This window comes from Pseudorhodoplanes sp. (genome assembly GCF_050250235.1).
Taxonomy (GTDB): domain Bacteria; phylum Pseudomonadota; class Alphaproteobacteria; order Rhizobiales; family Xanthobacteraceae; genus Pseudorhodoplanes.
The window spans coordinates 1-13,527 of record NZ_JBFWPA010000050.1 but is presented as its reverse complement, the minus strand read 5'-3'; the positions used below and the strand labels follow the sequence as shown (position 1 = coordinate 13,527).

The window sequence follows — 13,527 nt, the reverse complement described above, 5'->3', positions numbered from 1 at the left end:
TCCCGGTCCTGATCGGACGGATTTTCTCTCAAAATTGCGATGCCTGCCCTTGGGGAATTTCCCCGAGGGTTGCCGTGCGCTCGATCATGAAAGGGGTGCCATGAAGCCGAAACTGAAAAACGCCATTCCCGTGCTGGCCAAGCTTGCGGCGGATCATGCCGCGCGGGAAATGTCGGAGCACGAAGCGATGCCGCGCAAGCTCGGCAGGGAAGATCGTCGATGCTGGTATCTGCTGACAATCGAACGGCGCCGCGAGAATACGGTTTCAGCCCATCTGATCGGGCGCGGGATCAGGGTCTATGTGCCGGAGCAACCGAAGTGGACACCTCGGGGCCGAACCAAACAACGCGAGCCGATGTTTCCGGGATATGCGTTTGCGCGCATTGATTACGAGAATGAATGGCCGCGCGTGCGGTCGCGCCCTGGTGTGATCGGTGTTCTTAAGGATGCGAAGACTGGGCTTCCCATCGTGGTTCGGGAAAGCGATCTGGTGCGGGTTACGGATATTGAGCGTGCGGCGCTTGATACACGGAAGCGGAGCAGCTTTGCCGTCGGCGATCGGGTGCGTGTGCGTGACGGCTCGCCATGGTCCGACCTGGACGGTCCGATCTGGCGGCTTGCGGAGAAGGACCGAATCGTTGTTCTACTCCATGTGTTGGGGCGCAGGGTCAAGGTCGAACTGCCCGAGCGCGAGATCGAAGCGATTTAGACCTCAAGGCATCGAAGCCGCGTAATTTTTCGGTTGGGCTGAACCATCACCGGGGTCTGGACGTGACGACGGCGGGCAACCGCTACAAACAAGGCCGGTAGCCGCGAAGCGGCCCGACCGTTTGGAGAAGAATTGAGCCCCGGCCGAATCGGCGCGGGGCTTTTTCGTTTCCATGGGTATAGGTCCTAGACACTCACCTCGGAGACGACCATGGCAACGGCCGGCGGAAAGCGCCGGCGACCATGGGCGTCACGGGTCCTTTCGGGAACCTAACTAGATGCGGGCGGCAACAGCGCGGGGTTTCGCTAGCTGGGCCTCCGAAAAATAAGGTTAAGCCGGTTAAGCCGGTTAATCGCGCCGTTAAACGATGGCACCGAAAACCGCACATTTGCAGGTCGAATACCGGTTAAGCGCCGAGCTTAATCCGTATATCGCCAACGCGCGTCTGCATTCCAATGCGCAGGTCCGCAAGATTGCGGCCTCGATCGAGCGCTTCGGCTTCAACAATCCGATCCTGATCGATGCCGGCGACACCATCGTCGCCGGCCACGGCCGGTTGATGGCGGCGAAGCTCTTAGGTCTGGCCGAGGTCCCGGTCATCCAGCTCGGGCACCTGACCGATGCCGAGCGCCGCGCCTATACGATCGCCGACAACCGCATTGCCGAGGACGCGAAATGGGACATGGCGCTGCTGGAGCGGGAATTGCGCGCCGTCGTCGCCGAAGGCATCGATGCGGTGCAAGTCGGTTTCAGCGACGCCGAAATCGAGCGCCTGTTGCGCGATGCGCAGGGCGGGTCGGGCCGCGATCCGAACCAGGCGCCGGCCATCAAGCCTGATCCGGTCAGCCGGCCCGGTGACCTCTGGCGGATGGGAGGCCATCGGTTGCTGTGCGGCGATTCCACCGCCGCTGCGGATGTATCGCGTGTGCTCGGCGGCGAGCGGCCGAACCTCATGGTGACCGATCAGCCCTATGGTGTGAATTACGATCCGAACTGGCGCAATGAAGCCGCGCGGACCTCGCCTGGCATGGGCAACCGTATCGGCGCCGGCGCCATCGGCAAGGTGCAGAATGATCATCGCGCCGATTGGCGCGAGGTCTGGAAACTATTTCCCGGTCACGTCGCCTATGTGTGGCACGGCGGATTGCACAGTGCGACCGTGCAGGCATCGCTGGAAGCCGCGGGCTATCAGGTCCGCGCGCAGATCATGTGGCTGAAGCAGCGCCTTGTCATCTCCCGCGGCCACTATCATTGGCAGCATGAGCCCGCGCTCTATGCGGTGCGGGATGGCGAAGATGATGGATGGCGCTTCGTGCCGGAACACGAGGTCGCGGCCTATGCGGTTCTCAAGGGCGAAACCGCCGACTGGCATGGCGGCCGCAAGCAGTCGACCGTCTGGGAAATCGAGCACGTCAAGTCCGAGACCGGGCATGGCACGCAAAAGCCGGTCGAATGCATGCGCCGGCCGATGATCAACAATTCGTCGCGCGGCGATTGCGTGTTCGAGCCGTTCTCCGGCTCTGGCACCTCGATCATCGCCGGCCAGATGTGCGAACGCCGCGTGCTGGCGATCGAGATCGACCCGGCCTATGTCGACGTCGCGGTGCGGCGCTGGCAGGACTTCACCGGCGGCCACGCCATTCTGGATGGCGACGGCCGCACCTTCGCTGATATCGCCGCGGCGCGCGGCGTGGCGCTGGCCGCCTGATCCGCTTTCCGATGCCCGATATCCTCGAAATGTCGCCGACCGAATATGCGCGGCACCGCGGCGTCACGCCGCCGGCGATTTCGCGCATGCTTCGCGCCGGCAAGATTCCGTTTCGCCAGGTGGGCAGCAAAAAACTGATCGATGCCGCCGCTGCAGACCGGGCGCTTGGCGAAACACAAGAGCGCGTCGATGTTCCTGACGACGATGCGGCCGCCGCATCATCGGGCGCCGGCGGCTTCGCCGGCGCCGAGCCGTCCGGCCTGACCAGGGCCAAGACCGCGACCGAAGTCTATAACGCGCGCATCCGCCAGCTCGAATTCGAGGAACGCATCGGCAAGCTGCTGCCGGTCGAAGGCGTGATGCGCGCCATGGAGAAATGCGCCGCGGCGATCGTGCGCGACCTCGATCAATTGCCGAATTTCGCCGAGGACCTTGCGACCGCCTTCACTGCCGGCGGCATTCCGGCGGTTCGCGCCAGGCTCAAGGAAATCGCGCGCGGCACCCGCATCGTCCTGGCCGAAACCATGCGCGTGACCGCCGCGCCCGCTGAACCGAAAGCCGATCACCGCTCATGATGCCGGCGTTACGCACATTCGCCGAACCGCTGCCGCTGATCGCCGGCATTCTGGCCGGCATCTTCATGCCGCCGGCGCCAATGACGCCGTCGGCCTGGGCCGCGCAGCATTTCGTGCTGCCGGATGGCGAATACAAGGGCCGCACCATCGATCTGTCGCGCACGCCGCATCTGATCGAGCCGATCGATGCGCTGGGGCCGGACGCGCCGGACAACGAGGTCGCGGTGATGAAATCCGCGCAATCGGCCTTTACCACGGCGCTGCAGATCGTGATCGGCCATTCGATCGACCGCGATCCCTGCGACATGATGGTGGTGCAGCCGACCGACTCGGCGCTGGCGGATTTCAATTCGCAAAAATTGAGCCGCGCGATCGAGGGGTCGGCGGCGTTGCGCGCCAAGGTCCGCCCGCAGACCGCGCGCTCCGGCCAGGCGTCGACCACCTATGAGAAGAAATTCTCGCCGGATTGTTCGCTGTTCCTGGCGCTGTCGACCTCGACCGCGGATTTGCGCTCCAAAACCATCAAGAAGGCGTTCTGCGACGAGATCGACGAATATCCCGATGACCTGAATGACCAGGGCGATCCCCTGGACATGATCAAGGCGCGGCAGATCACCTTCCTGCGGTCTGGCACCTGGAAGCGCGCCTATTTTTCCACGCCGACCATCAAGGATGCGTCGAAGATCGAGGCCAAGCACGCCGCCGGCGACCAGCGGCGCTGGACCATGACCTGTCCGCATTGCGGTCATGACGGGCTGGTGTTCGAATTCGGCGGCCTCGAATTTGAAAAGGTCGCTCCGCACAAGGCGCGCTATATTCCGAAATGCTGCGGCACTGTGATCGAGGGCTGGCAGAAGTTTTCAGTCTATCTCACCGGCCGATGGGTGCCGAGCGTCGCGGGCGAGGGCCGTTACAAGTCCTATCATTTCGACGCGCTGTCATCGCCGTTCGTGCCCTGGGATGACGTCGCCAAGGACTTCGTCGACGCCGGCGACGATCAGTCCAAGCTCAAGACCTTCTACAATCTGACGCTGGGCCTGCCCTTCGAGATGCGCAGCGAGGCGCATGATCCGAAGCGGCTCATGGAACGCTGCGAGGATTATCAAGACCACGTCGTGCCGGCGCGCGGCCTGTTGTTCACCTGTGGCGCGGACGTGCAGCATTCCGGCATCTGGGTCGAAGGCGTGGCGTTCGCATCCAATGGCGAGTCCTGGAGCGTGTTTCACGATTTCCTGGAGGGAGAGACAACAGATCCCCGCGGTGGCGCCTTCGCCAAGCTTGCGGCGCTCTATGACCGCGCCTTTCCCGACGCCTTCGGCGGACGCCGGCGTTTCGATGCCATGGCGATCGACGCTGGCGACGGTGGGCGGTCCAATCAGGTCTATGCGTTCTGCCGCAAGCGGCCGCTGGCTTATGCGATCAAGGGCGTATCCGGCTGGACCGCACCGGCGATCGGCACGCCGAGCCAGGTCGACGTCAAGGACAACGGCAAGAAAATCCGGCGCGGTGCCACGCTCTGGCCGGTCGGCACCTGGTCGCTCAAGGCGACCTTCTATTCCAATCTCGGCAAGGACGGCCGCAAGGCCGGCGAGCCCGAGGACCCGGACGGCTATTGCCATTTCCACAAGGGCTGCGACGAGCGCTTCTTCAAGCAGATGACCTCGGAAACCCTGGTCAAGAAAAAGGTGCGCGGCCGCACCATGCAGGAATGGGTCCCGCACAGCCCGAACCATCTGCTGGACGCGCGGGTCTATGCGTTCGCGATGGCCGAACATTGCGGCCTGACCCGCATGACGCCGGAGCAATGGGCGCGGCTGCGCCAGGTCCGTGGCGTGCCGCAGCAGCTCAACGCGCCGGATTTGTTTGCGTCCGATGCGGCCAAGATCGCCGCGATCGACGCCGGCGGCGATGATGTCGCTGCGCCCGCGCCGCATCGGTCGGTGCTGACGAAAAAGAAGCGCGGCTTGCGCATGCTCAATCGAGGGATGTCCTAAGTGAGCGCGATCACTCTTTCGTCCGCGCAGGCGCATCTGGACGCCTGGCTCGCCGCGTCGATCGCGGTGGCCGCCGCGCAATCCTATGAGATCAGCACGCCGACTGGCACCCGCAAGCTTACCAGCGCGGATGCCGCCGAGATTCGCAACATGATCGTGTTTTGGGAGACGCGGGTGAACCGCCTCTCCGGCGTGGGGCGCAAGCGCCTGCGCTATTTTGTTCCGTCATCGGACTAGATCGCCGACCATGCAAGTCAAAGCTTCGCGCCGCGGTTCGGTCAAGATCGAGCCGACATTGATCGATCGCGTCGTCAATTATGCGTTTCCGACGCTTGGTCTGCAGCGCATGAAGGCGCGCGCCCTGCTCACGGTCGCGACCGGGCTGCAGGGCGGTTATGAAAGCGGCAAGCGCAGCCGGCGCGCCACCAAGCGCTGGCGGCCGACCGGACAATCTGCCGATGCCGATATCATTCCGGATTTGCCGGATTTGCGCGCGCGCTCGCGCGACCTGGCGCGCAACAATCCGATTTCGTCCGGCGCGATCGCAACGAACGTCACCAGCATCGTCGGCGACGGCTTGATGCTGCAGGCATCGATCGATCCCGAGCCGCTCGGCATCACGCCCGAGCGCGCCGATGAAATGGAGCGCGAGCAGGAGCGGGAATGGGACCTGTTCTGCAAGTCGCTTGATTTTACGCGCGGTCAGCACGCCGATGAATTGCAGACGCTCCTGCTGCGCTCGGCGCTGGAATCGGGCGACGTGTTCGGCGTTCGGCGCTATCGCAGAGACCCTGGCGATGTGTATGGCACCAAGCTGCAGGTGGTCGAAGCCGATCGCTGCAGCAATCCCGAGCGGACGCCGGACACGCTGACCCTGGTCGCCGGCGTCGAGGTCGACAGCGATGGCGTCCATACCGGATATCATTTTGCCGATCGCTTTCCTGGTCCGATCGCAAAAGAAATCAAGTGGACACGCGTTCCGGCACGCGATCGCGACGGCCGCGTTCTGGTCATCCATCTGTTTGATCGGTTGCGCGCCGACCAGACGCGCGGCGTGCCCTATCTCGCGCCGGTTATCGAACATCTCAAGCAATTGAGCACCTATTCCGAAGCCGAGGTGATGTCGGCGGTCGTGTCGGCGATGTTCACGCTGGCGATCGAAGAGCCGGAGGGCGCGGATACCGAGGATGAGCAGCCGTCATTCGGCGATCGCCGGCCTGACGACGAGTCGAACGAGGTCGGGCTCGGCGCCGGCGCAATTCTGAGTCTGAACGCCGGACAGAAACCGCATGTCGTCAATCCTGGCCGTCCGAATGCGCAGTTCGATCCGTTCGTCCAGGCCTTCCTGCGGCAGGTTGGCGTGGCGCTTGAGCTTCCATTCGAACTGCTGATCAAGCATTTCACCGCGTCCTATTCGGCAAGCCGCGCCGCGCTGGAAATGGCCTGGCAGTTTTTCCGCAAGCGGCGCTCGTGGCTTGGCCGGCGGGTGATGGACGTTCTTTACGAGTGGATGATGGAAGAGGCGTGCGCCGGCGCAAACCCTCGCCTGGTGCGACCAGGCTATTTCGAGAATCCGATTCTGCGGCAAGCCTATCTCGGTGCCAACTGGATCGGCCCGGTGCGCGCCAGCATCGATCCGCTCAAGGAATCCAACGCCGACAAGCAGGACATCGAACTTGGCGTGAAAACGCGCGAGCAGGTCTGCATGGAGCGCACCGGCGGCGAGATCGAGCGCAAGGCTGCGCAGCTCGTCAAAGAGGACGCGTTGCTGGCCGGCCGCGCCAAGGCGCCCGCGCCGCCTGGTGGGCCGCAAACACCGCCGCCGCCGGTCGACGACGCGGGCGATAGCGACGATGACACCGAGGACGAAACGCGAAGGAGCCGCGCATGAGTGATCCATTCCATTATCACCAGATTTTGTCGCGCTTCTATAATCGCGCGCTGCTGCTGCGACCAACCGAGGCCGAAACAATTTCGTCATTTTTGCTGTCGCGCGAATTCGGCGCGCGCCGCCGCAGCGGCAGCGAGTCGGATGACAAGACCGAAACGCGGCAATATTTTCCGGCCGCGCGCCGCGACGATGGGTCGGTTGAGGCGCACTCGCCGCGAACCTCGCGCTTTTACGGCAACGTCCCGTTTGAGACCGATGAACAGGGCAACCGCGCGCCGACGCCGTATCGCCGCACCAAGGAAGGCGTGGCGCTGATCACGCTGGTTGGAGAATTTGTCAATCGCGGTGCCTGGATCGGCGCGTCGTCCGGCCTCATTTCCTATGAAGGTTTCAAATTCCAGATGTTGAGCGCCGCGCAGGATTCCAAGGCGAAGGTGATCCTGCTTGATCTTGAAAGCCCCGGTGGCGAAGCGGTTGGAGCATTCGAGGCGGCCGCCGTGGTGCGCGAGGTCGCCAAGATCAAGCCCGTTGTGGCGCTGGTCAACGGCATGGCGGCGTCTGCTGCCTATGCGATCGCGTCCGGAGCGTCCCGCATTGTGACGATTCCGACCGGCATCTCCGGCTCGATCGGCGTCGTGATGATGCATCTCGATATTTCCAAGGCGCTTGCCGAGCAGGGTGTCAAGCCGACACTGATTTTCGCCGGCGCGCACAAGGTTGATGGCAATGCATTTGAGCCGTTGCCGGAGGATGTTCGCGCCGATTTTCAGCGCGAGATTGATGGATTTTACGGTCAATTCGTTCAAACCGTTGCGGCTGGCCGCAAGGGTATGAGCGACAAAGCGATCCGCGCCACCGAAGCGCGGGTGTTCAAGGGCCAGGAAGCGGTTGACGCCGGCCTGGCCGATTCTGTCGGGACCTTCGAGGAGGTGCTGGCGGAATTGTCTCGCGGCTCGACTTCCGGCCGCTCCACGCAACCCATCGACCCGAAAGGACCACAGATGGACAACACGACGGGCGCGTCCGCGAGCCTTCCTGCGGACATTTCTCTCGACACGCTCAGGGCCTCGCATCCGACGCTGGCGGCGTCGCTCATGCAGGCTGGCATGGACGCCGAGCGCCAGCGCATCGCTGGTATCGAGGCCGTGGCTCTGCCGGGCCACGAGGCGCTGATCGCCGAAATGAAGGCGGACGGCAAGACGACGCCGGAACAGGCGGCGGCTCGCATCGTGCAGGCCGAGCGTGCCTTGCGCGAAACGCGCGCGCAGGGCGTCCGCGATGTCGAGACGGTCACCGGCGCGCTTAAATCCGCGCCGACTGTCGCGGGTCCGGTCGATCCCAGGCCCGGTGCTGTGGCAGCGACGCCGGATGGCTGGACGGCCGAATGGAAAGCGAGCGCCGAGTTGCAGGAGCGGCACGACACGGCCGAGGCCTATGTGAGCTATCAACAGGGCGTGGCCAGCGGCCGCATCCGCATTCTGTCGCGCAAGTCGGCGTAAGCATCCGGGCGCGGGCGTCCGTTCTTTCAGATCAACAATCCGAATCCACGTCTTCAACAGGGTGGCCTGCGCTGGTGCGCGGGTCGCCCGCTATAGGAGCTTTGACTCATGACGACTTTGGCAGCGGACGCCGGGCGCTCTTTCGAGCTTGGCGATGTCCAGGAATATCCGATGATCGGCAGCGACATCATCTTTGCTGATGCTGCTGTCGGCCAGGTGGTCGCGACCGGGCTGGCGCGCCCGCTGGTGGGCGGCGATGTGTTTCTCGGCTTTGCCGAGCGCAAGGTCGACAACGCGGCCGGCGCCGCCGGCGATCGCCGGGTCCGCGTTCGGAAATGCGGTCAGGTTGAGTTGCCGGTCGCCGGTGCGGTGATCACCGATCCGGTCGGTACTCCGATCTATGCAACCGATGACAACGCTTTTACGTTCTCTCCTGTCGGCGGCACCTTTGTCGGCAAGCTCGCGCGTTTCGTATCGTCGGGCATCGTCGTTTGTGCGTTCAACGTCCTCGAGATGCGCGACCCCCACGCGGGTCTGCTTGCTGAATTGGCCTCGACTTCGATCACGACCGATGTGCAGGACACCGGCAAGGTGATCTGCTGTGACACTACGGTCGTGCACACGCTCGGCGCTACCGCTGTCGGCGGTGTCGTGCGCTTTCTCAATATCGGCGCGTTCGGCGCGGTACAGATTTCTTTGTCCCCGAATGCGAATGACAAGGTCCAGGGTCCGAACATCGCCGGCGCCGACAATACCGACCTGATCAATACGCTCGCGACTGCCCAGCGGGGCGATTATATCGACCTCTTGTTTGGTCAGACCGATGGTCCTGTCGTGCTGAGAAAGCGCGGCATCTGGGCGACCGCGTAACGGCTCAAGTCCGCAACCCCCACTTCAACCGGTGAGCGGCTGAGCCGCTCCACAATCGGAGCTTCGCACCAATGGCTGCAGAGAAACTGTTGACGAGCACGTCGATCATCTCGGCGCTCTATCATCGCCTGACGATCGGTGACACGTCCTGGGTCAATCGCTACGCGATGAAGATCGACTCCAACCAGGAGATCGAGAGCTATGCCTTCCTCGGCATGGCGCCTACCATGCGTGAATGGATCGGCGGCCGTCAGGCCAAGGGTCTTTCCGAATATTCGTTCCAGGTCCGAAACAAGGACCACGAAGCCACGCTGGAGGTTCTGGTCAAGGAGCTTCGGCGTGACAAGAGCGGTCAGATCAGGCTGCGCATCAATGATCTGGCGCGGCGCGTGCTGTCCTATCCGGCCAAGCTGGTGTCGACGCTCATGCAGAACGGCGAGTCGCAGCTCTGCTATGACGGCAGCTATTTCTTTGATACCGCCCACGTGTCGGGTAAGTCGGGAAGTCAGGCGAACAAGATTCAGGTCGATATCTCCGAGCTTCCGGTCGGTGCGGACAACCACGGCTCGGTTTCGGTGCCGCATGTGCTGGAATTCCAGCAGGCTGTTCTCAAGGGCGTTCAGCAATTGCTGGCGCTGAAGGACGATCAGGGCGAGCCGCTGAACGAAGGCATGCGCACCTTCGAGGTCATGGTGCCGACCTCGATGTGGGCCATCGCGCAGGCGGCGCTCGCGCTGCCGGTGCTGTCGCAGGGTCAGGCGAATATCATTCCGGCCATGAGCGATTTCAAGATCGTGCCGGTTGTCAATCCGCGGCTGACTTGGACCACCAAGTTTGCGATCGTTGCGACCGATGGCGAGACCAAACCCTTCATCATCCAGGAGGAGGTCCCGCTCGGCGTCGATGCGATCGCAGAAGGTTCCGAACTGGAATTCAAGGAAAAGAAGCACTGGTATGGCGTCGACTGGACCGGCGAGGTCGCCTTCGGCCTCTGGCAGCACGCCGTGCTGGTCGAGCTGATCTAGCTCTGTCCGCCAATCCGCCGCGCGGGTCTTTCGGGGTCGCGCGGCTCGCCCATCCTGATACGGAGGTTCGCGAAAATGCACATGTTCAAAGTGACTGGTCCCGCGCGCATTGGTGCCGGCGTCGCTGTGCTGCTCAACGAGGCGCAGTTTTCCATTCGGGAACACAATGTCGAAGTTGTGCGAAAGGATAAGGCCGGCGTGATGGTGCGCGGAAAAATTCCGCTCGAATTTCGGCATGATGAGGTGATCGGCCTCAATGAATTGCCGAAGAATATGATTGAATCTTTGGTGCCGCTCGATCCGCCGAAGACCGAAACCGAGCGGAAGGCCGTTGCGCGTCATACCGAGCGCGAAGCTGCGGCGAAAAAGAAGCGCGACGATAAGTAAAGGCCGGGCCGCCCCCCGATGGTCACCGCCGCCGCGCAATCCGTGTACGATCTCGCCTTCGCGAATCCGTTATTCGCGAAGGCCGCGATCTATACGCCGCCGGGTGGCGGCGACGGCATTGCATGCCGCGTACTGATCGGCCGCGCCGACGCAACAATGGGCGGCATCTCTGGCCGACCGCTGGTAAAGGGCGGCACGCTGGATGTGCGATCCAGTGAGGTTGCGCTGCCGGTGCGTGGCGGCACCTTCGCGATCGCTGGCGGGGAGACCCTCAAAGTGATTGGGGACCCCGAGGCGGCCGATGACGAGCGCCTGGTCTGGACCATGACGGTGGCGTGATGCGACTGCGCATTGCCTTGACGCATGACATCAACGGATGGTCGGAGCGCAAGCAGCAGGCAGTCCGGCGCGGGTCCATGGTGGGTGCTCGGCGTTTTCGGGCGCGCCTCAAGCTGGCCTTGCGCGATGATGTCCGCCGCGCCGGACTCGGCGATCGGGTCGCGAATACATGGCGTGATGAACTCTATCCATCGGGCGGCAAGCTTTCGATGCGGCCGACGGTGTTTGCCTGGACCAAGGCGCCGGAGATTGTCCGGGGGCACACCGATGGCGTGCCGATCCGGGGCAAGAGCGGCAACTGGCTGGCGATCCCGACCGAAAACACGCCGCGCAAGGGCCGCCGTCTGGCGACGCCGCTGGAGGTCGAGGGCATCTTCAATCAGGACCTGGTGGTCTTCAAGGGCCGCGGCGGCCAGGCGCTCGCCTTTGTCAATGTCATTCGCGCCAAGAGCGGCCGCGGTTTTCGCCGCGCCACCAAGCGGCGGACCAGGGACGGTCGCGACAATGAAATGGTGCTCATGTTCGTGATGGTCAAGCAGGTGACGCTGCGCCCGAAATTGAACTGGCAGCGCATCGCCGGTGATCTCGGCCGGGTCTGGCGCGACTATATCGGCCAGGAAGCGGCGCGCGCCCTCAACGCATCATGACCCGGACCGAACGTGCGATGCGCGCGATGGTGACTGCGCTGCAGGCCAGTGCGGATGCGGATGGCTCCGCGCTTCCGTCCGTGGTCCTGCGCAATGAAGACCTGCTGTCGCGCATGGATGAGTCGCATAGCGACGGCGTGCGCCGTTATCTGAATGTCTGGGACGGCGACGGCGCGGTGTCGGACGAAACCCTTGGTGCCGATCTCGTCGAGACGATCGAGGATGACGACGACGAAGATGCAGCGTTGGGCGGCGCCTATCAGATTGAGCATCGTCCGCGCATTGAATTGATCTGCGAAGGTGGCACGCAGGATGCGCGCGAGGCCGCCTTCGATGCGGCGCTTCGCGAAATTCACGATGTGTTGCGCGGGAGCGTGCTCGAAGGCGAGCGGCATTACCTTGGCGGCGCGGTCGACTGGTCCGGTATCGAAAGCATCGCCCGTGCCGGCTCCGGTCTTGTCACGGACGGCGTTGCCAATGTGAAGGCCTGCGAAATTACCGTGCTGCTGGAATTCACCAGTGCGCGTCCGTTCTAGGAGACGTTCCATGAGCAAGGAAGCGAAAGCGGCGCCGCGTGAGCGCGCGTCGCATATTGTGCTGCTGGCGGATGCGGATCATCGCCGCGCCGGCACGGTGCTGGAGGCGAGCGATGATCTGATCGCGCGTCTGGACGAAAACGGCGTCGGCTATCGCGCCGCCACGCCGCAGGAACGTCGCCTCGGCGGTTTTGCCGACTAACTTTAGGAGAGACACATGCCGACCGCCGCGGCCCCGAAGGGCAAGCTTGCCGAACTGGCGCTGAAAGACGAGACCACCTATGGCACGGCCGCCACGGGCAATTACCAGAAAACCCTGATCTATGAGGACAGCCTCGACGATCCGGAGGCCTACGAGCCGGACCCGATTCTCGGCGCGGCGCAGCACAATGCGCGCGATCCGCACGACCAGGTGGTGGGCCTGCCGGCCGGGGTGTCCGGCAATATCGTGGTGCCGCTCGATCTCAATCATCTGTGGTTCTGGTTGAAGGGGGCGTTCGGCGCGCCGGTCACGACCGGGTCCGGCTCCGATTACGTCCACACCTTTGCCTCCGGCGGCGAGGTGCTGCCGCACCGGACCATCGAGCGCAAGGCGGCGACGTCGCTCTTCTTCCAGCATACCGGGGCGCTGGTGAATTCGCTGGCCTTCGAGGCGTCGCGCCGCGCCGGCTATGACCGCGTCACCGTGGGGTTGCTGGGCCGCAAGCAGGGCAAGATCACTTCGACCGGCGCAGGCACGCCGCCTGCCATGCTGGCGCGCGATCCGGTGCTGGCGTTTCTGCCGGTGCTCAAGATCGACACCGTCGCGGTCGCCGATGTGATTTCGGCGAGCCTGACTTTCGACAATGGTGCCGCGCCGCAGGATTATCTGGGCGACAGCGAAGGCCGTCCGACCGGACACGACCTCGACAATGATGCCAGCCTGACCGGGCAAATCCGGCTGCGGTTTCGCACCGCGGCGATGTACGATCTGGCCAAGGCCAAGACCTTCTTTGCGCATGAATTGCTGTGGCAGAAATCGGCGACCCGTTCGCTGTCGCTGCAGGCGCCGCGGGCGCGGCTGGAGCCCGCCGGCGTCCCGGTCACCGGGCCGGGGCGCATCGAGCAGAGCTTCAATCTCGTCGCCTCGCAATCGTCATCGGCGGCGATGTTTACCGCCGTGCTCAAGAACGCGCTGGCCGCGGCGTCCTATGCTTAGGCTTCGCAAGGGCCGGCCGGCCTTTCGGGAGGTGCCGCTCGGCGGCGGTGCCTCCATTCGCGTGCGGCCCGCGCAGCAGGCCGATGTCGACGAATGCTCGGCGCGCGCGCAACGCGACATGATGGGGCTGGTGTCCGGCAGTGAATCGG

The 13,527-nt window shown here is 63.8% G+C and carries 15 protein-coding genes; all 15 read left to right on the top strand.

Annotated features, from left to right (window positions below; genetic code table 11):
- The first annotated feature begins 100 nt into the window (after window positions 1–100).
- The 15 genes from nusG (at window position 101) to AB7F49_RS20620 (ending at window position 13,378) form a co-directional block, all read left to right on the top strand.
- A complete protein-coding gene (gene nusG, locus AB7F49_RS20690; protein WP_428525793.1) occupies window positions 101–709 on the top strand; it encodes a transcription termination/antitermination protein NusG in 609 nt (202 codons plus the stop codon).
- A 367-nt stretch (window positions 710–1,076) separates the two neighbouring features.
- Window positions 1,077–2,417, top strand: a complete 1,341-nt coding sequence (locus tag AB7F49_RS20685; protein WP_428525791.1) for a site-specific DNA-methyltransferase — start codon at window positions 1,077–1,079, stop codon at window positions 2,415–2,417.
- Between the two features lie 11 nt (window positions 2,418–2,428).
- On the top strand, window positions 2,429–2,992 hold the full coding sequence (locus AB7F49_RS20680; protein ID WP_428525789.1) for a hypothetical protein: 564 nt from the start codon (window positions 2,429–2,431) through the stop codon (window positions 2,990–2,992).
- The gene (locus tag AB7F49_RS20675) at window positions 2,989–4,986 is read left to right on the top strand and encodes a phage terminase large subunit family protein (RefSeq protein WP_428525787.1); all 1,998 of its coding nucleotides are present in this window, start codon (window positions 2,989–2,991) and stop codon (window positions 4,984–4,986) included. The genes AB7F49_RS20680 and AB7F49_RS20675 overlap by 4 nt, the downstream gene beginning before the upstream one ends.
- On the top strand, window positions 4,987–5,223 hold the full coding sequence (locus tag AB7F49_RS20670) for a DUF6148 family protein (RefSeq protein ID WP_428525785.1): 237 nt from the start codon (window positions 4,987–4,989) through the stop codon (window positions 5,221–5,223).
- Between the two features lie 10 nt (window positions 5,224–5,233).
- On the top strand, window positions 5,234–6,877 hold the full coding sequence (locus tag AB7F49_RS20665; protein WP_428525783.1) for a phage portal protein: 1,644 nt from the start codon (window positions 5,234–5,236) through the stop codon (window positions 6,875–6,877).
- On the top strand, window positions 6,874–8,376 hold the full coding sequence (locus AB7F49_RS20660) for a S49 family peptidase (protein WP_428525781.1): 1,503 nt from the start codon (window positions 6,874–6,876) through the stop codon (window positions 8,374–8,376). The genes AB7F49_RS20665 and AB7F49_RS20660 overlap by 4 nt, the downstream gene beginning before the upstream one ends.
- A 108-nt stretch (window positions 8,377–8,484) precedes the next feature.
- Complete coding sequence (locus AB7F49_RS20655; RefSeq protein ID WP_428525779.1) at window positions 8,485–9,246, top strand: hypothetical protein; 762 nt, start codon at window positions 8,485–8,487, stop codon at window positions 9,244–9,246.
- A 71-nt stretch (window positions 9,247–9,317) separates the two neighbouring features.
- A complete protein-coding gene (locus AB7F49_RS20650; protein WP_428525778.1) occupies window positions 9,318–10,271 on the top strand; it encodes a Mu-like prophage major head subunit gpT family protein in 954 nt (317 codons plus the stop codon).
- 126 nt (window positions 10,272–10,397) lie between these two features.
- Window positions 10,398–10,658, top strand: coding sequence for a hypothetical protein (locus AB7F49_RS20645; RefSeq protein ID WP_428525776.1), 261 nt, complete (start codon window positions 10,398–10,400; stop codon window positions 10,656–10,658).
- An 18-nt stretch (window positions 10,659–10,676) separates the two neighbouring features.
- Window positions 10,677–10,997 (top strand): head-tail joining protein, encoded by a 321-nt coding sequence (locus tag AB7F49_RS20640; protein WP_428525775.1) that lies wholly within the window; start codon window positions 10,677–10,679, stop codon window positions 10,995–10,997.
- On the top strand, window positions 10,997–11,644 hold the full coding sequence (locus AB7F49_RS20635) for a DUF6441 family protein (RefSeq protein ID WP_428525773.1): 648 nt from the start codon (window positions 10,997–10,999) through the stop codon (window positions 11,642–11,644). The genes AB7F49_RS20640 and AB7F49_RS20635 overlap by 1 nt, the downstream gene beginning before the upstream one ends.
- Window positions 11,641–12,180 (top strand): hypothetical protein, encoded by a 540-nt coding sequence (locus AB7F49_RS20630; RefSeq protein WP_428525771.1) that lies wholly within the window; start codon window positions 11,641–11,643, stop codon window positions 12,178–12,180. The genes AB7F49_RS20635 and AB7F49_RS20630 overlap by 4 nt, the downstream gene beginning before the upstream one ends.
- Before the next feature lie 10 nt (window positions 12,181–12,190).
- Window positions 12,191–12,382, top strand: a complete 192-nt coding sequence (locus AB7F49_RS20625) for a hypothetical protein (RefSeq protein WP_428525769.1) — start codon at window positions 12,191–12,193, stop codon at window positions 12,380–12,382.
- A gap of 15 nt (window positions 12,383–12,397) precedes the next feature.
- Window positions 12,398–13,378: a phage tail tube protein gene (locus AB7F49_RS20620; RefSeq protein WP_428525767.1), complete on the top strand. Its 981-nt coding sequence runs from the start codon at window positions 12,398–12,400 to the stop codon at window positions 13,376–13,378.
- Window positions 13,379–13,527: the final 149 nt, after the last annotated feature.